Annotated in this window: 20 protein-coding genes and 2 pseudogenes; 10 read left to right on the top strand and 12 right to left on the bottom strand. The window is 66.2% G+C overall.

The genetic code is table 11. The annotated features are described in order from the left end of the window. Positions 1–22: 22 nt before the first annotated feature. On the bottom strand, positions 23–1018 hold the full coding sequence (locus NM2_RS27310; RefSeq protein WP_067674401.1) for a zinc-binding dehydrogenase: 996 nt from the start codon (positions 1016–1018) through the stop codon (positions 23–25). Positions 1019–1282: 264 nt separating this feature from the next. Between NM2_RS27310 and NM2_RS27305 the strand changes: the two genes are divergently transcribed. Further along, positions 1283–2305 (top strand): TerC/Alx family metal homeostasis membrane protein, encoded by a 1023-nt coding sequence (locus NM2_RS27305; RefSeq protein WP_067674313.1) that lies wholly within the window; start codon positions 1283–1285, stop codon positions 2303–2305. A gap of 24 nt (positions 2306–2329) precedes the next feature. Here the strand turns inward: NM2_RS27305 and NM2_RS27300 are convergent, their stop codons facing one another. The 4 genes from NM2_RS27300 to NM2_RS27285 form a co-directional block, all read right to left on the bottom strand. After that, positions 2330–4099, bottom strand: coding sequence for an SDR family oxidoreductase (locus tag NM2_RS27300; RefSeq protein WP_084531601.1), 1770 nt, complete (start codon positions 4097–4099; stop codon positions 2330–2332). Positions 4100–4148: 49 nt separating this feature from the next. Next, on the bottom strand, positions 4149–5255 hold the full coding sequence (locus NM2_RS27295) for a PDR/VanB family oxidoreductase (RefSeq protein ID WP_067674311.1): 1107 nt from the start codon (positions 5253–5255) through the stop codon (positions 4149–4151). Then, entirely contained in the window at positions 5252–6157 is a 906-nt protein-coding gene (locus tag NM2_RS27290; RefSeq protein WP_067674309.1) for a metal-dependent hydrolase, read from the bottom strand. The genes NM2_RS27295 and NM2_RS27290 overlap by 4 nt, the downstream gene beginning before the upstream one ends. Before the next feature lie 106 nt (positions 6158–6263). Next, positions 6264–6719 (bottom strand): hypothetical protein, encoded by a 456-nt coding sequence (locus NM2_RS27285; RefSeq protein ID WP_157121337.1) that lies wholly within the window; start codon positions 6717–6719, stop codon positions 6264–6266. 310 nt (positions 6720–7029) lie between these two features. On the opposite strand from NM2_RS27285, the gene NM2_RS27275 reads away from it, so the two are divergent. Continuing rightward, positions 7030–8010, top strand: a complete 981-nt coding sequence (locus tag NM2_RS27275) for an FAD-dependent monooxygenase (protein ID WP_067674303.1) — start codon at positions 7030–7032, stop codon at positions 8008–8010. A 35-nt stretch (positions 8011–8045) separates the two neighbouring features. Here the strand turns inward: NM2_RS27275 and NM2_RS27270 are convergent, their stop codons facing one another. Both NM2_RS27270 and NM2_RS27265 read right to left on the bottom strand, forming a co-directional pair. After that, a complete protein-coding gene (locus NM2_RS27270; protein ID WP_067674301.1) occupies positions 8046–8450 on the bottom strand; it encodes a subtilase-type protease inhibitor in 405 nt (134 codons plus the stop codon). Positions 8451–8516: 66 nt separating this feature from the next. Beyond that, complete coding sequence (locus tag NM2_RS27265) at positions 8517–8867, bottom strand: winged helix-turn-helix transcriptional regulator (RefSeq protein ID WP_067674299.1); 351 nt, start codon at positions 8865–8867, stop codon at positions 8517–8519. Between the two features lie 53 nt (positions 8868–8920). On the opposite strand from NM2_RS27265, the gene NM2_RS27260 reads away from it, so the two are divergent. Then, entirely contained in the window at positions 8921–9664 is a 744-nt protein-coding gene (locus NM2_RS27260; protein ID WP_245718243.1) for an SDR family oxidoreductase, read from the top strand. Between the two features lie 154 nt (positions 9665–9818). Here NM2_RS27260 and NM2_RS27255 read toward each other — a convergent pair whose 3' ends face one another. Together NM2_RS27255 and NM2_RS27250 are read right to left on the bottom strand one after the other, a co-directional pair. Beyond that, a complete protein-coding gene (locus tag NM2_RS27255) occupies positions 9819–10598 on the bottom strand; it encodes an enoyl-CoA hydratase-related protein (protein WP_067674297.1) in 780 nt (259 codons plus the stop codon). Positions 10599–10650: 52 nt separating this feature from the next. Then, entirely contained in the window at positions 10651–12420 is a 1770-nt protein-coding gene (locus NM2_RS27250) for an ABC transporter ATP-binding protein (RefSeq protein WP_067674295.1), read from the bottom strand. A gap of 85 nt (positions 12421–12505) precedes the next feature. On the opposite strand from NM2_RS27250, the gene NM2_RS27245 reads away from it, so the two are divergent. The 7 genes from NM2_RS27245 to NM2_RS27215 all read left to right on the top strand — a co-directional run bounded on the left by NM2_RS27245 (position 12506) and on the right by NM2_RS27215 (position 17105). Then, positions 12506–12952: a MarR family winged helix-turn-helix transcriptional regulator gene (locus NM2_RS27245; protein WP_084531600.1), complete on the top strand. Its 447-nt coding sequence runs from the start codon at positions 12506–12508 to the stop codon at positions 12950–12952. 286 nt (positions 12953–13238) lie between these two features. Further along, positions 13239–14204, top strand: a complete 966-nt coding sequence (locus NM2_RS27240) for an LLM class flavin-dependent oxidoreductase (protein WP_218026001.1) — start codon at positions 13239–13241, stop codon at positions 14202–14204. A 319-nt stretch (positions 14205–14523) separates the two neighbouring features. Next, positions 14524–14982: a hypothetical protein gene (locus NM2_RS27235; RefSeq protein ID WP_157121336.1), complete on the top strand. Its 459-nt coding sequence runs from the start codon at positions 14524–14526 to the stop codon at positions 14980–14982. Between the two features lie 196 nt (positions 14983–15178). Continuing rightward, on the top strand, positions 15179–15490 hold the full coding sequence (locus tag NM2_RS27230) for a WXG100 family type VII secretion target (RefSeq protein ID WP_067674292.1): 312 nt from the start codon (positions 15179–15181) through the stop codon (positions 15488–15490). Then, on the top strand, positions 15487–15792 hold the full coding sequence (locus tag NM2_RS27225; RefSeq protein WP_067674290.1) for a WXG100 family type VII secretion target: 306 nt from the start codon (positions 15487–15489) through the stop codon (positions 15790–15792). The genes NM2_RS27230 and NM2_RS27225 overlap by 4 nt, the downstream gene beginning before the upstream one ends. After that, a complete protein-coding gene (locus NM2_RS27220) occupies positions 15789–16451 on the top strand; it encodes a hypothetical protein (RefSeq protein WP_067674288.1) in 663 nt (220 codons plus the stop codon). The genes NM2_RS27225 and NM2_RS27220 overlap by 4 nt, the downstream gene beginning before the upstream one ends. 126 nt (positions 16452–16577) lie before the next feature. Continuing rightward, positions 16578–17105: a hypothetical protein gene (locus NM2_RS27215; protein ID WP_157121335.1), complete on the top strand. Its 528-nt coding sequence runs from the start codon at positions 16578–16580 to the stop codon at positions 17103–17105. 1 nt (position 17106) lies between these two features. Here the strand turns inward: NM2_RS27215 and NM2_RS50980 are convergent. From NM2_RS50980 to NM2_RS27210, 3 genes and pseudogenes are all read right to left on the bottom strand, one after another. Further along, positions 17107–17228 (bottom strand): annotated as a pseudogene (locus NM2_RS50980) (DUF397 domain-containing protein); the annotation flags it as partial. A 57-nt stretch (positions 17229–17285) separates the two neighbouring features. Beyond that, positions 17286–17498, bottom strand: a pseudogene (locus NM2_RS53070) (Scr1 family TA system antitoxin-like transcriptional regulator); the annotation flags it as partial. Positions 17499–17964: 466 nt separating this feature from the next. Next, positions 17965–18303: a hypothetical protein gene (locus NM2_RS27210; RefSeq protein ID WP_157121334.1), complete on the bottom strand. Its 339-nt coding sequence runs from the start codon at positions 18301–18303 to the stop codon at positions 17965–17967. Positions 18304–18364 lie beyond the last annotated feature (61 nt).

The raw sequence follows: 18364 nt of genomic DNA, 5'->3' as shown, positions 1-18364 counted from the left end.
GCGAACCGCCCCCGACACCGGCTCAAACCGTCAGGATAGTCCGTCCTACCGCGGCACGCGACTCGATGGCCGCATGGGCCGCCGTCGCCTCGTCGAGCGGGAAGGTCTGTCCCACAACGACTTCCAAGTTCCCTGCGGCCGCCTCGGTGAGTGCGCGGCGGCCGAGGGCCGGCCAGTCGATATCGGCCTTGGTCATCTCCAGCAGCGGTCGCACAGTAATGTTCTGTGCGGCTGCGTATTCGGCTATATTCTCCAGGAATCCGCCTGCGGCGTTACCGTATCCGAGGAAGCGGCCACCGGGAGCGGTGGCGCGCAGGGCATCCGCGCCGATCGGTCCGCCCGCGCCGTCGAGCACCACCGTCACACCCGCCCCGCCGGTCGTCTCCCGGACTCGGTCCACCCAGCCCGGGGCCTCGTAGTCGAGCACCACTTTCGCGCCGAGGCGTTGTGCCAGTGCGAGTTTCGTCTCGCCGTGCGCCGCCGCGATGACCGAGGCGCCGGCCGCCGTCGCCAATTGCGTGAGCAGCGTGCCCAATCCGCCGCCCGCGGCGGTGATCAGCACCCACTCCCCCGAACGGATCCGGGCCTGTTCGGCGAGCATCAACGAGGTTCGCCCGTCGTGTACCAGGGCCGCGGCTCGGATGTCGTCCAGGCCGTCGGGGATCTCGGCCAGCGTCTGCGCCTTCGCCAGCGCCTTGGTCGCGTAGCCGCCGGTCGGCACTCCGCCGCCGATACCGCTGGCCGCGGTGGCCGTAGCCACTCGCTTGCCGATCCAGCCGGGATCGACGTCCTCGCCGACCGACGAGACCACACCGGCGACCGCGCCACCGGGGACGTACGGCGGCTCGACCGGGAAGAAGTCCCGGCCCCAACCCCCGCGCAGCCGCACATCCAGGAACATCACATCGGCCGCCGCGACGTCCACGACCACCTGACCGGGCCCGGCGACCGGATCGGGCGCCTCGGCGGGCGCCAGCACCTCCGGTCCCCCGAACGACTTCACTTCCACAACACGCATGATCGGCCACATCCTCTCGTCTCGAACGATGCGACCAGCCTGATACCTCGAGCTGAGTTGAGGTCAATCCCCGTTCGCCGAGAGCGAGAACACGTCGCGAAGGATTTGCCGGTCACGGCCGGTTCCGGATACGATCACCCGCGAGGGGAGTACTTCCCAAGCGCTATACCGGTCAGTACGGATTTCACGGTTGAGATCCCCGGGTGGCCGCCCGTTTCACGGGCGAAGGAGACCTCGGGTGGTTTGCCATACCCGAGGAGTCTCATGAGTTCGACCCCGACCGTTCTCGCATCATCTCAGCTACACACCATCGGCTCGCCCTGGCTGTGGGCGGCGACCATCGCCGGTGTGTTGCTGCTGCTGGTGCTCGACTTCGCCGTCACCCGACGCCCACACGAGGTGTCGATGCGCGAGGCTCTCGGGTGGACGGCGTTCTATCTGGCGTTGCCGGTCACGTTCGGCATCGTGATCTGGTTGGCGTACGGGTCGCGGCCGGGCACGGAATTCTTCACCGGCTATCTGCTGGAGAAATCGCTGTCGGTGGACAATCTGTTCGTCTTCATGCTGCTCCTGGCCGCATTCGCGGTGCCGGCGAGGCTGGCCCAGCGGGTCCTGCTGTTCGGCATCGCGGGTGCGCTGGTGCTGCGCGGCATCTTCATCGCACTGGGCGCCGCCGCGCTGGCCGCACTGGATTGGGCATTCCTGCTGTTCGGCGCGATCCTGCTGGTCACGGCCGCCAAGTTGCTGAAGGACGCGATCACCGGACAGGAGACCGAGGTCGAGGTCACCACGATGCGTTCGGTGCGGCTGCTGCGCCGGGTGATGCCCGTGACCGACGGCTATCGCGAGGCCCGGATGAGCGTGCGGGAGGCCGGACGTCGCGCGCTGACGCCGCTGGCCCTGGTTGTCACCGCGGTGATGACCACCGATCTGGTATTCGCGGTCGATTCGGTGCCCGCGGTCTACGGCGTCACCGGCGACCCGTATCTGGTGTTCGCCACCAACGCCTTCGCGCTGCTGGGCCTGCGCGCTCTGTATTTCGTCCTGCACGCGGCGCTGAACCGACTGGTGCACCTGGCCTACGGGCTCGCGGTGATCCTCGCCTTCATCGGCGTGAAACTGGTGTTGCACTGGGCGCACGAGATCTGGGCGGGCGTGCCGCAGGTGTCGACGGCGGCCTCGCTTCTGGTGATCGTCGTGGTGCTGGCGGCGGTCACCGCGACGAGTCTGTGGTCCACCCGGGGTGAGAGCGAAAGCGATTCCACCCCGAAGACTCCCGCACCGTAGTGGTGAGCCCGGATACTCCGCGCCTCAGGTGAGCTTGACCCGCGCCGCGACGAACCGGGCGACCGCGGGGGCGAGCCGCTGGAAGTGGTACTGCAGATGGGCCTCCGGGGTCACCGGGACGATGTCGCGGCCGTCCTGCACGGCCCGCACTATCTGCTCGGCGACCTTCTCCGGGCCGTAGTGCCGCTTGCGGTACAGCTCATCGTATTTCGCCTGCTTGTCCGCCTCGTCCGAGGCGGACAAGCCCGAGAATCGGGTTGTGGCAACGATATTCGTGTGCACGATGCCGGGACAGATGGTGTGCACCTCGATGCCCTTACCGGCCAGCTCGGCGCGCAGGCAGTCGGAGAACATGAACACCGCCGACTTGCTCGTCGAGTAGGCGCTGAACCCGCGCTGCGGCATATAGGCGGCCATACTGGACAGATTCACGATGTGCCCGCCGAGCCCGCGCTCGGCCATGGCCGCGCCGAAGGTGCGGCAGCCGTTGATCACCCCGCCCAGATTCACCCGCAGCACGCGGTCGAAATCCTCTGCCGAGGTCTCGAAGAAGTCGCCCGCCTGACCGATTCCGGCATTGTTGATCAGGATGTCGGGTACCGCGTGCGCGGCGATGACCGCGGCGGCGTGCTCGGCGACGGCCTTCTCGTCCGAGACATCGACCGAATAGGCATGTGCCACACCGCCTTCGGCCTCCACCAGCGCGACGGTCTGTTTGGCCGCATCCAGATTCAGGTCCGAGACCACGATCTCCGCACCCCGTCGAGCGAAGGACAGCGCGGTCTCCCGGCCGATGCCACTGCCGCCGCCGGTGATCACGACGAGCTGGTCCTCGAACTCACGACGCTCCCGGCCACGCGCGACCTCCGCGCGCCGCAGCCCGCGCGGGGACGCGCCCTCGGTGAGCGAATCGACGAGTTCGGTTGTGGCCGTTGCCAACAGCTCCGGATGCGAGAACGGCAGCCAGTGTCCGGCGGGCACCTCACGACGCCACAGCCGCGAGGTCCACCGCGCCTCGTCCGCGTATCCCGCCGGCCGCACCGCGACGTCGCGGCCGGCGATCACCAGTTGCACCGGCACCTCGGTGTAGCGGTCGCGGGCGTTGACCAGGCGCTGCAGGATATTCGCGCGGTAGATGCGCATCCCGTCGAAGAAATCCTCCCGGAACCTCGGGCCCAGACGCACATTCGCGGGCGCGGTCTCGTTCATCAAGCCGACGAAACGCTGCCAGATCGTGGCCGCCGACAGCGGCCGCAACACCACGCGCGGCACACCCGGGGTCATGAACAGGAACGTGTACGCCGAGGACAGCAACTGGGTGAACGGGCCCCACGCCGCGCCACGGGAAAGCTTGGCGCGCATCCACTTTCCCATGTGATCGAGGTTCGGCCCCGAGACCGAGGTGAACGAGGCGATCCGCGCGTCGGCCCGCGGCTCGCACACCGCCTCCCACATCTGCACCGATCCCCAATCGTGCGCGAGCACGTGAACCGGCCGTTCGGGACTGACCGCATCGGCGACCGCGAAGAAGTCCGACGCGAAGGCATCGAGCCGGTAGTCGCTCGTACGGCTGGTGCGGGTGGAGCGGCCGTGGCCCCGGGTGTCGTAGGCGACGACGTGGAACCGCCGGGCCAGCAGCGGAATCACCCGATCCCACAGGTGATGATCGTCCGGCCAGCCGTGCACCAGCACGACCGTCTCGGCGGCGGCGTCGCCGTATTCGTAGACGGCGAGGTCGAATTCGCCGTTGCGGACGATTCGTTCGGCATCTGGAACGGGGGTCTGATCGGTCACGATATCTCCCTTCGGAGCCGGTGGAGGGGACGCGGGTGGGCGCGGGGCCTCATAGGTCCAGCACCAGACGCTCACCAGCACAACGGGATACGCAGATGAGCAGGTCGCCCGCTGCTCGCTCGGCGTCGGTCAGCACGGTGTCGCGATGGTCGACCGGTCCGGACAGCGCGTTCACCCGGCAGGTGCGGCAGAAGCCCTGACGGCACGAATACGGGCTGTCCGGGCGGACTTTCAGCAACTCCTGCAGAACCGTGCGATCGGCGGGCACCGCGATGACCTCACCGGTACGCGCCAATTCGACCTCGAAGGCGGTGCCGTCCCGGACGGGCAATGGGGAGAACCGCTCGGAATGCAGTTCCACACCGGGCATCTCGCGAACCCGGTCGGCGATCAGCGTGGTCATCGGGACCGGACCGCAGCAGTAGACCGCGGTGGCGGTGTCCACACCGGCGAGCAGATCCCCGGCCTCGGGCAGCCCGGACTCGTCGTCGGTGCGGATGCTCACCCGAGAGCCCAGGAGTTCGAGTTCGCCGAGGAAGGCCATGGAGTCGCGGCTGCGCCCGGTGTAGACCATCGACCAGTCGACGCCGAGCCGTCGCGCCATCCGCACCATCGGCAGAATCGGCGTGATCCCGATGCCCCCGGCCACGAAATGCACACGCGCGGCGGCGGATCCGTGTCCGGGCAGCACGAACGGGAAGGCGTTGCGCGGACCCCGCACCGTGACCGAGCTGCCGATCGTCAACGCCTCGTGCACCTCACGCGAACCGCCCGCACCGTCCGGAATGCGCCGCACCGCAACGCGATACGCATGCCGTTCGGCCGGATCTCCGCACAGCGAATACTGCCGCAACCGGCCCGAGGGCAGTTCCAGGTCCAGATGCGCACCGGGCCGCCAGGGCGGCAGCGCGCGGCCGTCGGGCGCGGTCAGCAGCAGGCTCACCACATCGGTGTCGTGCGCCTCCACCCGCCGCTGCGCGACCGTGAGCGCGATGCGGTGATCGTCCACCGTCCCGGCGGCCGTTCGGCGATTGATCAGGGCCGTCCAGCGCATCCGGGTCTCGGCGACCGCATCGATGACGCGAATCGCCCTGTCGCTGCGGCGTCTCCCGTACAGGTCCGCCGGAGGCAGCAGCGGAACCCGCCGCGCGCTCACGACGCCATTGCCTGCGCGGCAGGCGATTTGGCGAGATAGGCGACGGCCTGCGCGGTCGAGCCGACGGATCCGGGATCGTACCCGGGCCGCAGCACCGTGGCCGCACTCCACAGCAGTGCGGGCACCCCGGGCAGCGCACCGCGCCACATCGCGCCGAACACCCGCAGCACCAGGCGCGGATAACGCATATTCGGCAGCGAAGGGTCTTCGTGCACAAGGTATTTGGTGCCACGAAGCACCAGGGCCAGGAAGATCGGGAAGACGATCAGCATCAGCGCGGATCGGCGCACATAGCCGACATCGAAGTACTGCGCCACATCGTGCGCGACGTGCCGATGCTCGACCTCCTCGGCACCGTGCCAGCGGAACAGATCCAGCACGCGCGGGTCCGCGCCGAACCGCTCGAGGTCGGCGTTGAGCACCCAGTCGCCCAGGTAGGCGAAGAAATGCTCGAGGGTGGCGATGAAGCCGATGCGTTCGACCAGGGTCTGGAATTGCGCGGCGGCCCCCTGGGCGGGGCGAGGGCCGAGGGTCTTGCGGAACAAGAACTCCATCTGACGCACGTAGGCGTCGACATCGATGCCGTGCGCGGTGAGTACCTGTTGCAGCACGTCGTTGTGGGTTTCGGCGTGCATCGATTCCTGACCGATGAAGCCGAGCATCTGCTCGCGCAGTTTCTCGTCCTGCACCAGCGCCAGCGCCTCGGAGAACGCCAGCACGAACATCCGCTCGCCCTCGGGCAGCAGCAGGTTCAGCGCGTTGATCAGGTGGGAGGCGATCGGCTCGTCCGGCATCCAGCGCAACGGGGTGTCGCGCCAGTCGAACCGCACATTCCGTGCGTGCAGGGCTACCTCGCCCGGATCGGTCCCGTCCCGAGGCGTCCACTGGGGAAGCAGCTTCATCGGTACTCCTGGTCTCGTCGTGCGACGTCACCGCCGCCGATACCCGAGCGTAGCAAAATTTCGGGTGTATATGCGACTGGGAGTTACATCTATAGCTTCGGGGCGGTCACCGCTTCTCTTCCAGGGGAAAGTGCGAGGCCTTTCCGGTCGAGTCGATGGTGGTGGCCTTGGTGTAGAGGTTCGCGGGCTGGGCCGGATCGGACAGTACGACGTGCACGGGCTTGTCGACGTAGTTCCCGGCGGCGCAGTTGGGCGTGCAGGTGTTGTCGTGCTCGGTGCCGTCGCCCTCGGCCTTGTCGGCCGTCCAGGACTTCCAGGTGATCTTCTCGACCTGCACACCCAGATCCGCGCACGCGAGGATCAGGTTCTGCGGCCGCACGGCCGGTTTGTCGAACGAACAGTCCAGGACGTCCGGCAGGGAATTCGACTGCCCCGCCGACCGGACGCCGGTGCCCGGCGACGGGGAATTCTGCGAACCGCATCCGGCAACCGCGGCGAGCACCGCCGCCGCCACACAGCATCCGATGCGCACACGCCTGCGATTCGTTCTCGTGTTCACCATGTTCGCGCTCCCAAGTCCGTCACCGATCACCCTCACGTGGCCGACCGCAGCACCGCCGCAGGTTCCGGCAGGCTAACGCACTCCCCGGACACACCGCGACACACCCGCCGCGAGCGAGGCGAAACGGGGTGCGATCGCTGTCGGGGCGAGACTGCCTCAGTGGCGCAGAAATGTTGACAATGCTAGTAATTGGAGGACATCGATTCGGACCGGACGTCGTTCCGCGGGGGCGCGCAAGGCCGACGGCATGGCCAGGCTAGGAGAAAAATTGACCAGGCTGCACCGGACACCGGCGGCCTAGGGATCACATATGGTGACGATCCTCGGAGGCGGCATCGCGGGCACCTTGCTCGCGGGTGGGCTGGCGCGAGCGGGCCACTCTGCCGTCGTCTACGAACGCAGACCCAACGTGCGCGGCGGCGCGTTCCTGTTCCTGGACGCGCACGCGCACCGCACGATGGCCGATCTGGGAGTTCCCGCCGATCAACTCGACGACGCGTCCTATCCCGTGGACGGATTCCGGGTCGGCGCGCCGGCCTCGGACGTGCACGAATCGCCCGCGACCGGGCATCGGCTGTATCACCGCACCGATCTGATGCGGGTGCTGACCGAATTCGCCTGGGCCGCAGGCGCGGACATCCGCTACGGGACGGCGTTCAGCGATCTGGATCCGGACAGCGGCATGCTGTATCCCGGCGGCGCCGCGACCGACCTGCTCATCGCCGCCGACGGCATCGACTCGATCGCCCGCACCCGGCTCGAGCCCGAGCGCGTCGCCGAATATGCCGGGCAGGTGGTGCTCTACGCGACCGCCGCGCCCGGTACCCGGCCCAACACCACCCCGTCGGTGCTGCATTTCCACCGGCACGCGGGCGACACTCCGGCCACCTTCGGGCATTTCTGGAACGACACCGTCGCGGTGTGGTTCGTGCGCCTGACCCGCGAGCCGATCGAGGTGGGCTACACCGGATTTCACCCGCTGGCCCGATGGATCGAACCGATTCGCAGCGCCCTGCCCGAGATTCCGTATCTGCTGGACACCCTGCTCGACCACACCGCGATGGTGCACGTCTCCAATGCCCGCCGTGTGCCGCTGGCCAAGGCTCTTCCGCCTCGACTACCCGTAATCCTTTGCGGGGACGCTGATCACGCGCTCAGCCCGTCGTCCGGTGTCGGTGCGCGCAATGCCATCGACGATGCGGCGGCGCTGTGCCGCGCTCTGCTGAACGGTGACGATCCCGCCGATACCATGGCCCGTCGGCGTGCGGAGGTGCTCGCCCAACACGGTTGAGCGCCAATGACATTGCGGCGAGGCGCTGCGCGGTCTCAGAATGCGAAGACGTACGTGCTGCGATCACCGGATTGACATGCGTTGGCATAGGTCTGGCGATAGCTGACCCGCGTACCGTGCCAGATGCCCTCGGCAGAGAGGGTGACCGGGTCGTAGATCATCGGGCAGAACCGCATGGCCCGGCCGCGCAGCGCGCCGAAGTCGCCGCCCGCGGCCTCGAGTTCGTCGCAGGCCGCGTCCGATTGGGGATGGTTGCCCGCGACGGCCGGCGAGCAGGTCAACAGGACGGTGCCCAGCGCCGGTGCGTGACTCCGGGACACGCTGAGCAGCAGGACCGTGGGCGGCAGATCGGTGGGCCGGGCCTGCGCGGGTGCCGCGGTGACCGCCGCCATGGTCGCCAATGCGGCCGACGCCACTGCCGCGGTACGGCATGAGATCATAATGTTTCTCCTGGTCGCGGGCCATATCTACGTTATCTGCCTATCGACCCGACACGCGCGGACGTTTCAGGCCGGGCCTTCGGCGGCCGATCCGCCGATCGTGTCGTGCCAACGATCCGCCCACGCCCAGAGCTGCTCGAGCGCCCGGCCCAGTTCGACGCCCGGATAGGTCAGCTCATAGGACTTGTCGAAGCGTTTGACGATGATTCCGGCGGTCTGCAGCGTCTGCAGGCGCACCGACAGCATGCTCGACGAGCAGTTGTCCATGCGACGGCGCAACTCCAGAAAGCCCAGCGGACCCGGCTCCAGCTCCCAGATCACCCGCAGCATCCAGCGCTGGCCCAGCAGCTCCATGGCGTGCGTGGGCGCCACGGCCGGATCCCGCCGCGGTGTCCTCGGATCTCTTGCGCTTCTCATTCAGAACTACCATAGTTGCTTCTGAAATAGAAGTGATCGAGTAAGGAGGCCGAGTGGATTCGAGCAGAATCGCGCTGGTGACCGGGGCATCGCGGGGCATCGGAGCGGCCACGGCCCGGATTCTGGCCGCCCGAGGCGACCACGTGATCGTCAACTACCGTGAGAAACGCAGGCGCGCACAGGATCTCGCCGACGACATCGCCGCGTCCGGCAGTAGCGCGTCGATCGCCGGAGCCGATCTGTCCGACGAGGACGCCGCGCACGCACTGGTCCGAGAGATCGTCGGGGAGTTCGGACGCCTGGATGTGCTGGTACTCAACGCATCCGGCGGTCTCGAGCGCGGCGCGTCGCCGGATTACGCGATGTCCATCAACCGTGACGCGCAGCTGCGGTTGGTCCGGCTGCTGCTGCCGCATATGCCCGCCGGCGCGCGCATCATCTTCGTCACCAGTCACCAGGCGCACTTCCACGGCCGCAAACCCGTGCCCGCGGACTATGCGCCCATCGCCGCCAGCAAACGCGCCGGAGAGGACGCCCTGCGCGAGCTGATCCCCGAATTCGACTCGCGCCGAATCGGTTTCACCGTCGTCTCGGGCGATATGATCGACGGCACCATCATCGTGCGCCTGCTGCAACGCCGTGATCCGGACGCGGTCGCCGCCCGCACCGAGCACGGCGCGCTCCCGACGGTCGAGGAATTCGCCACCGCCGTGGCCGATGCCGCCTTCGGCGATCACCCGCTCGGGCACACCGTGTACGTCGGCGGGGCGGACTACCTCGACTACTCCGTCCAGTGAAGGTTGCGTATGAGCGGCTTCAGCAATGACGAGAAGGCATATCGTCAGCGGGTCGGCGGGGACGCCGCGACGCGAACCGGCCTGAGACGCCGGAGTGCCGTCACTCTTGCTCGCCGCGCCGCATAGCAAGAGTTCTGCTGCGCGACAACGATATTCAGTCCGGCCAGACCGGTGGGCGCTTCTCCAGGAACGCGGCCATGCCCTCGCGAGCGCCGGGCAGTTGGGAGGCGGCGGCCATGACCTCGACGGCCAAGGTGTAGGCGTCGGCTTCGGGGCGGTCGAGTTCGGCGTAGAGGGTGTGCTTGCCGAGGGCCTTGCTCGCACGGCTGCCGCGGGTCGCGCGGCCGAGCAATTCGGCGACGGCGGCGTCGAGATCCTCGTCGGGAACCGCGCGGTTGATCAGACCCCATTCCGCGGCGGTGCGGGCATCGATCGGGTCGCCGGTCAAGGCCAGTTCCATCAGGCGTTTGCGGCCGACCGCACGTGCCACCGGGACCGCCGGAGTGTGGCAGAACCAGCCGCCCTTACCGCCGGGCAGCGCGAAACCGGCCGATTCGGCGGCGATCGCGAGGTCGCAGGAGGCGACCAGCTGGCATCCTGCCGCGGTGGCAAGACCGTGCACCCGTGCGATGACCACCTGCGGCGCGGCCTCGATGGCCCGCATCAGCTCGGTGCACAACTCCAGCAGCTCGCGCACACCGACGAGATCCCGGGCCGCGACGTCGGCGAAGTCGTGACCGGCCGAGAACACCGGGCCGCGAGCGGCCAGCACGATCCCGGTCGCATCGCAGGCACCGGCGGCCCGGAACGCGGCCAGCAATTCGGCCAGATGCTCGGCCGAGAGCGCATTGCGCCGCTCGGGGCGGTTCATCGTGATGCGGACGGTGTCACCGTCCCGGTCGACGAGCAGGTGCTGATAGTCCACGGCGGTCATATCCCCACGATAGTTCCCCGCCGGATCCTTCGGGCCGGTTGTTATCGGCCCTTCATGCGGCGGGCTCGAGAATCGCGTCCCGGGACAGCAGGTCGGCATAGAAACCGTTGCGCTCCAGGAGTTCTCGGTGCGTTCCGCGTTCGACGACGCATCCGGCGTCCAAGACGACGATCTGGTCGGCGTCTCGGATGGTGGACAGGCGGTGGGCGATGGTGATCGTGGTGCGACCGGCCGACAGGGCGTCGATGGCGGCTTGGACCTCGCGTTCGGTGCGGGTGTCCAGGGCGCTGGTGGCCTCGTCGAGCACCATGATCGGCGGATTGCGCAGGATGGCGCGGGCCACGGCCAGGCGTTGTTTCTCACCGCCGGAGAAGCGGTAGCCGCGTTCGCCGACGAGGGTGTCGTATCCGTCGGGCAGGCTCGCGATGTGGTCGTGGATCTGCGCGGCCCGCGCCGCGGCGATCAATTCCTCATCCGTGGCATCGGGTTTGGCGAAGCGCAGGTTGTCGGCGACCGAGGCGTGGAACAGGTACGTCTCCTGGGAGACCACGCCGACGGCGGCGGACAGATCGGCGAAACTCAGGTCCCGCACGTCGATTCCGTCGATGCGGACGTGCCCCGAGTTCGCGTCGTACAGCCGGGCCACCAGATATCCGAGAGTCGTCTTGCCCGAACCGGTTTCGCCGACGATCGCCAGAGACGTCCCGGCCGGAACGGTGATGTCGATGTCCCCCAGCACTTGTCGATCCTGCGGATCGTAGGCGAATCCGACGTGTTCGAACCGCACCGTCCCCGCGACGCCCGAGGCGGGCAGCGCGACCGGACGAGCCGGTTCCTCGATATCCGAACGCAGGTCGAGGTATTCGAAGATCCTGCCGAACAACGCCATCGAGCTCTGCATATCCACTCCGGTGGAGAGCAGCTGCACCGCCGGACGCAGCAGGCTCGTCTGCAAGGTAGTGAAGGCGACCAGGGTGCCGATGGACACCAGCGAATGCCCGCGCGCGGAGCTGAGCCCGGCGACCCAGTAGATCACCGCGGGCATTGCGGCCATGACGATTTGGATGGTCGACTGCCGCCAGCGCCCGGCCATACTGGAGCGGATCTCCAGATCGACCAGCCCGCGCGACTCCCCCGTGAATTCATCGATCAGGGCGGATGCGCGACCCATGGTGCGCCCCAACAGGATTCCGCTGACCGACAGCGATTCCTCGACGATCGCCGACATTCCGGCGAGTTTGCGCTGGCGCGCCGCGGTGATCCGGCGACGCTCGTCGCCGACGCGACGGCTGATCCAGACGAAGAACGGCAGCATCAGCAGCGATACGGCCGCGAGCCGCCAATCCAGCGCGAACATCGCGATGATCGCGGCGGTCACGGAGGTGAAGTTCGAGACGATGGATGTGGCTGTCGTGGTGACGGTGGATTGCATGCCGCCGATGTCGTTGGCGATGCGCGATTGCACCTCGCCGGTGCGGGTGGTGGTGAAGAAGGCCAGCGGCATGCTCTGCAGCCGCGCGTACACCGACGCGCGCAGGTCGTGCATCACCTGCTGGCCGACCGCGGTGGAGATATAGGTCTGCGACACGCTGAACACACTGGTCAGCACGACCACGGCGATCATGCCCGCGACCAGGACCGTGAGCAGTCCGGTGCGGCCGTGCGGCAGGGCGTCGTCCAGGACCGCGCGCAACATGAACGGCGAGGCCAGCGAGACGACCGAGGAAAGCCCGACCAGCGCGGCGACCAGCGTCAACCGTGCGCGATAGGGCCGGAACAGCCGCAGGATGCGGCGAAACTCGGGTGGGGATTGGGCTGCCATAGGCGCCTCCTTTTCGGGAACTACTTCGCCCTAACTGAGCTTGGCTCACAATTATTCCATACAACAATGAGCTAAGCTCAGAATCATGGCCGATGCCACCCGGATTCCCACCACGGAGACAGATCTGCCGGAGTTGTTCCGGCGGACCAGCAAACGCATCCACCGCAACCAGATGGCCCGCCTGGCACCCCTGGGCCTGACCCCCGCACAGAGCCGCGCCCTGCGCACCATCGGCCGCGCCCCGGAGCCGCTGCGCATGTCCGCCTTGGCCGAACGTCTCGACATCGTCCCCCGGTCCGCGACCACGGTCGTCGACGCCCTCGTGGACGCGGGGTTGGTGAACAGGGCCCCCGACCCCGCCAACCGCCGATCCACCCTGGTCACCCCCACCGAAGCCGGGCACCGCATCCTGACCCGAATGTCCGAGGCCCGTCGCGAAGCCGCGGCGGAGACCTTCGCGGCATTGTCCGAAACCCAGCGAGAAACGTTGCGAGAGTTACTCGCAACGCTCGATGCCGCAGGCCCCGCCTGACCGTGCGCCTTTCGCCGAAACGCGGACCCGATTCCCCTCCAGCACTGTCGAATTCGCCGACGGTGCCACCTCGGTCGGCGCGGCTCAGGCCGAGCGCGCCCCGGCCAGGGAATCGTCGGCGTCCGAATTCCGCCGCGTCAGCAGTAGCACCACCACCGCACAGACCACCAACAGCGCGGCGCTGAAAAGCATTGCGCATTCGGCAAATTTTCCGCAGCCGGAACAACGCCTCGCGATACCCTGCAGGGAATTGTCTCCCGACCGCGCCGCGGCGAATCCTGAAGCGGTGAAAGACATCCGATACGGACTACTGCTTCCCGCCGGACAAGCCCAGCTCGCGGCCGGAGGTTCGGCACACGCGCTGCTCGACCTGGTGGTGACCGCCGAGCAGCGAGGATTCGATTCGGCCTGGGTCGGCGACTCCCTCCTGCGCGCGCGAATCGAACCCCTGACACTGCTCGCGGCCGCCGCGACAGCAACCGAACGCATCATCCTCGGCACCGCCGCCCTGATCCCCGCCTACCGCAACCCGGTCCACACCGCACTGACCCTGACCTCGCTGGATCTGCTGTCGCGGGGCCGCATCGTCCTCGGCGTCGGGGCCGGATTCCCGGGCATCAGCGAGCCCGAATTCGAGTTGTCCGGAGTCGATTTCCGAACCCGCTTCGCATATCTCGACGACACCGTGCGCCTCTGGCGTCAACTGTGGTCGGGTAACTCGAACCCCTTCCACGGCAAGGTTTTACACTACGACTGGCTGCCCGAGGTGCCGCGTCCCCACCGTCCCGGCGGACCACCGATCTGGCTCGCCGGAATAACCCCCGCAGCCCTGCGCCGCACAGGTCGCCTCTACGACGGTTGGCTCCCCTATCCACCGGATGTCCGCGACTACGAATCCGGCCTGACCGCGATCCACGCGGCGAGCACAGCTGCCGGACGCGACGAAGCCTCCATCACCCCAGCTCTTTTCGCGACCGTCTACATCGACGACGATCCAGTCCGCGGCCGCGCCGCCCTGGCCGACTACTGCGAAGCCACTTACCGCATGCCCCTGGAACAGGTCGAGCAGATCCAGGTGATGATGACAGGATCAACGGAACAGGTTGCCGCCCAACTGGATCAGTACGTCCAGGCCGGAGCACGCCACCTGCTCATTCGCATCGCGACTCTCACCCCGGAAGCCTTCACCACCCAACTCGACCAGGCCACCGCACTGATCGAGCGATCCCGGCCTGCCATCCCGCCCCTCTGAGACGGAGCACCAACTACCTTGTAGTGCAACATCACCGGTGACCGTGGTGAGAATTGATGCGGACCGTTCCGGCACCGGCCCCACTCGGCCATCTGCTCCACCATACGGAAGGTCGGCCGAGACGGACTTGTCTCCGGCCGATGTCTCCCGCACATCGGCCACCCTGCGCCGTGACACTTGTCGCAATGTTGCTGAGATGCGAATGTCACTGTGGCACTAGTGGATTGTCGCGCGCCCGGGCGGATTACCCTATTGGGTGCCGTTTGCGGTCGGAGTCACGAGCAGCACGACGCGGTCGGGAGCGTCGGCGGGGGCTTCAGTGGATACGGGAATAGGCCCGGGCGGCGTGGGCGCGTTGCTCGTCGACAACGGCTCCGAGTCGACCGCCGCGATTCGCACTGTCGTACAGCGACATCGCGCCGCACTCGCCCATGTCGTCGAGACCGCCGCCGAACAGGGCGGCGCTCGCAGGGATTTGGACGTGGAAACCTTCATCGACTGTATCGCCGGCGCATATCTCTCCGAACGCGCACGCGAGGGAAACGTCGCCCCCGGATGGCCCCAACGCATCCGCACCCTGCTCGAACCGACCACCTCGGCACCGCACAGGCCCAGTAGACGCAGCCGCAGACGTGCGGCCATCCGGGAGCAGAGCGCGGCGCGGGATCTACAGCCCGCGAAGGATGGCGGCAACGCACCGCGGGCATCGAACGCCACCGCATTCGAGCGTGGGGACACTACCGGGGAACAGCGAGATCGCAATCGCACCGAGATCTGAAGCGTCCCAGCTGAATCCGGCCTGATCCCAAGGTATTGGTACGACAGTGCGGCTGGCGTTGCACGATCCTGACAGCACGCGGGGTCGCCGAAGCAGGCGACGGCGAGCTGTCCAGGGAGGTGCGAGTTCGGCCATCAGCTTCTGGACGCAGCTGGGATCACGCCGATATTGTCACGAGCATGAGCAGTAGCGGGGGATCTTCGGTCAGAACCTGTCAGTAGTTCCCGACGATGTGCAAGCGGTCGGGCAGTACGTATACAACATCGCCGACACCATGAAGCAGGCACTGAGTTCAGCCGCTCGGGAGGTCGATGCTCTACTCGGCCAGCACTGGACCGGCGACGCCGCCGCCGAATTCTCCGCCGGGTGGAGCGAAGCCCACCACGGCGGAACGCAACTCATGCAGGAGCTCACCAGTCTGGCCGAGAAACTCGGCGTGACCGCTGACAGCTACCGCTCGGCCGATACCGGTAATGCCAACCGCATCTCAAGTCTGGATCTGCCATGAGTTCCGAGTTCACCGTCGACCTCGACCAACTCGACCGGATCGTTGGCCAATTGAGTGGCTTGTCCGGATTCCTGCGTGAACACCTCGATGAGCTCGACCGCAAGGTAAAAACTCTTTCCACTGGCAGCTGGGAATCCGCTGCCGCAGCTGCGTACTCCGACGCCCACACCCAATGGCTCTCCAGCGCAAAGGAACTCGCCGAAGGCATCTCCGAGATGAGTGATGCCGCCAAAAAAGCCCACGGCCGCTACACGACCGCGATCGATACCAATCGCCGCATACTCGAGAGCGGACAAACATGATCGTCGATTGGCAGACCTATTACGACGCTGCCAAGAAATGTCACGATCTCGCAGATGATCTGCGTAGGACCGATAAACCGGTACATGATGCCGTCAAAGGCAAGTGCGCCGGTATGGCAGGCGATGCGCCTGGCTGCAAAGAATGGGGCAAGGCATACGACACCGCCGCCCAGCAGACAATGCAGGCGTGCTCGAGCCTGGCCAACGCCCTCACCAACTACGGGACAGCCCTGTACGCGATGGGCTACAACTACGGCATCGCCAACAAGAGCAATCCCGCGCCAACCCGCCCTGCCATAAATCAGGTCAGCGAGTACTCGGCGATGTTCGACGGGATGGATGACCGACAGAACCTGCAGCTGAGCCAGGACCACTTCATCACTCTGAAAAACGGAGCTGACACTGTCGCTACGGCCACACAAAACGTAGCCTCCCCTATCGGCAATTATCACGACGCCACTGTCGCTCTTGGTCACGACACCTCCAGCGCGATCAACACTCTCGAGACCACTATCGTCGTCACCGCCGTGGTCGGCGCCATTCGCCGCCAACTCGATGACGACCAAGGTCAACAAGATTGCGAGCACATTCGGATACCCTCCGGCTGCAGTCAAGGATGCGATTCACAAGATCAAAGCGCAAGGCGGGTGACGAGGTAACGGCGGCAATAAAAATCCGGATGTCGTAGTCGACCTGGATTCCGGTGAGGTACACGTAAAGATGCCGGATGGTACCCCTTCGGAAGACAGCATCGGAAACATCCTGGACGAACTCGAGGGGAACTGATGAACGGGAATGCTGCAGATCAACAAATTAAGGAATATAACGATCGCTGGATCATATCGCCGATGCGGGGCGGCGAGGTTTGCCGAGTCATCTGGCAGCCAAATATCATCGAGCTGATCTTCAACAATTCCTTCAAGCTCACCGTCGGATACGATGCACAACTTTCGCCCCGATCGCTCGCGAAAAATGCGCCAGAACGGCAGACGATCACGCATTGGGCGCGAGAAGCCGTTGAACAATATCTCGGCTCCCCGGTCGTATCACCGGTATTCTTCAAATCGGGTGCCGCCAGGATCGCCTTCAGGAACGGATGGAAACTCCTTCTCACTGACAGCACCGAGGCATCCGAGGTCACACTATATGACGGTGAAACGTCGCTGTGGACTCGCACTGGACTATCGGCGCAGACCAACTATCCGATTGTACGGATAGATCCGTGGACAGGAAATTTGGTTACGACTCCCGAGTGGCCGCCGCGGCCCGAGAACTTGGATATCGACTACGACTCCGACGATATCAACGACTGAGTGGATTCTTCGAGTCACGGACACCGACCGATCCGCCGAAGAGATGGGCAACCTCGACGCAATCTCCGCCGTCTGACTATGACTACTCTTGAACCAGATTGCGCCGGATAGCCTTTTGCTCACGCGCCGTACTCCTCTGCGATGCGATCTCCAGCACCAGACGCCTGGTGTTGCAAGGTGCCTCACTGGCTCGGCCATCACCTCCCGGCTGCCGACCTGATGCCGCAAGGTTGCCTCGGACAACAGCACTTCCAGTGAGAATTCAGGATCTTCGGTAATTCTCCGCTGCCGCCGAGCTGTCAGTTCCAACTGCCGTGCTGCATCTGCGACTGTCGGCGATTCCGGGAGAGCCCACGGGATTCGCCTCGCGAGTGACACGCTGCCATCCCGCATGCGCGGGAATGCAATTCGGAAATACGAAAGCGCGCAACACTTTCGACAGCACCTGCCGATTGCCGGGCCGAGGACGACATGATCAGACTATTCCATCTGCACCACAGAGCTTTTCAAGTCTACGAAGAAGCAGGCTCCGCCTCAGGGGGACGTATGGATGAACTCGGCGAGCGAATTGCCATGGGACTCGGGCGTTGCGAGGCGGAGCCTCGCCGAGCCGAGCGATGCGGATCGAGCAAGCATCGCACTGAAGCTACCCGCAGACCCCACCGAAACACTCGACGAGAGATCGAACGATGGCTCGACGGATGACCGCGGTCGAAGATTTCCGCCGCAAAGATGGCACCCCGTCACCGCGGCCGCCATCACCGGACGCACCGTCTCATCGGAGACGACGTGCACCCGGGACCCGGGTGGGGGGTCGAAGTTCAGGCGGTTGTCGTGCGGACTGTGCCGCTGCTGATGATCAGCAGGCCTCCCATTCCGGCTCGACTTCCCGGATCATGCCGCCGGGGTGTCCTCCGAGGATCGCCTCGAGGACTTTGTGACACACGGACATGCAGGACAGGTGTCCGTGCATGGTCAGGACCGTGTGCGCTTCGGTTCGGCGGCATTCCTGGACCAGCTCGACGAACGCCGGTGGCAGGGTCCCGTCGTGGGGAACCGGCTCGTAGAAGACGGTGCCCAGTGCGTACCCGAGTGAGTCCGCGGCGGCTCGTAGCCGCTGTTCAACCGAATTCGGGTCGCGATCGCGCAGTAGATCGGTGCGTAGGTATCCGTAGGCGAGGGGCAATACAGTGTGCATCGGATGATCCGGTTTCGGTTCGCCGCACAAGGTCGTGGCCCCACCGAGCGGCACTGCTCGA

Origin of the sequence: Nocardia miyunensis NBRC 108239 (assembly GCF_001613065.1) — a bacterium.
In the GTDB taxonomy this organism is placed as follows: Bacteria; Actinomycetota; Actinomycetes; order Mycobacteriales; family Mycobacteriaceae; genus Nocardia; species Nocardia miyunensis.
This window is presented reverse-complemented; position numbering and strand designations above follow the sequence as displayed.

Coding starts and splice junctions, on each gene's coding strand:
- NM2_RS27215 (WP_157121335.1), top strand. CDS start 16,578: ATGAACGGGAATGCTGCAGATCAACAAATTAAGGAATATAACGATCGC.
- NM2_RS27220 (WP_067674288.1), top strand. CDS start 15,789: ATGATCGTCGATTGGCAGACCTATTACGACGCTGCCAAGAAATGTCAC.
- NM2_RS27310 (WP_067674401.1), bottom strand. CDS start 1,018: ATGCGTGTTGTGGAAGTGAAGTCGTTCGGGGGACCGGAGGTGCTGGCG.
- NM2_RS27265 (WP_067674299.1), bottom strand. CDS start 8,867: ATGAGAAGCGCAAGAGATCCGAGGACACCGCGGCGGGATCCGGCCGTG.
- NM2_RS27245 (WP_084531600.1), top strand. CDS start 12,506: ATGGCCGATGCCACCCGGATTCCCACCACGGAGACAGATCTGCCGGAG.
- NM2_RS27210 (WP_157121334.1), bottom strand. CDS start 18,303: ATGCACACTGTATTGCCCCTCGCCTACGGATACCTACGCACCGATCTA.
- NM2_RS27255 (WP_067674297.1), bottom strand. CDS start 10,598: ATGACCGCCGTGGACTATCAGCACCTGCTCGTCGACCGGGACGGTGAC.
- NM2_RS27290 (WP_067674309.1), bottom strand. CDS start 6,157: ATGAAGCTGCTTCCCCAGTGGACGCCTCGGGACGGGACCGATCCGGGC.
- NM2_RS27270 (WP_067674301.1), bottom strand. CDS start 8,450: ATGATCTCATGCCGTACCGCGGCAGTGGCGTCGGCCGCATTGGCGACC.
- NM2_RS27225 (WP_067674290.1), top strand. CDS start 15,487: ATGAGTTCCGAGTTCACCGTCGACCTCGACCAACTCGACCGGATCGTT.
- NM2_RS27250 (WP_067674295.1), bottom strand. CDS start 12,420: ATGGCAGCCCAATCCCCACCCGAGTTTCGCCGCATCCTGCGGCTGTTC.
- NM2_RS27305 (WP_067674313.1), top strand. CDS start 1,283: ATGAGTTCGACCCCGACCGTTCTCGCATCATCTCAGCTACACACCATC.
- NM2_RS27275 (WP_067674303.1), top strand. CDS start 7,030: ATGGTGACGATCCTCGGAGGCGGCATCGCGGGCACCTTGCTCGCGGGT.
- NM2_RS27285 (WP_157121337.1), bottom strand. CDS start 6,719: ATGGTGAACACGAGAACGAATCGCAGGCGTGTGCGCATCGGATGCTGT.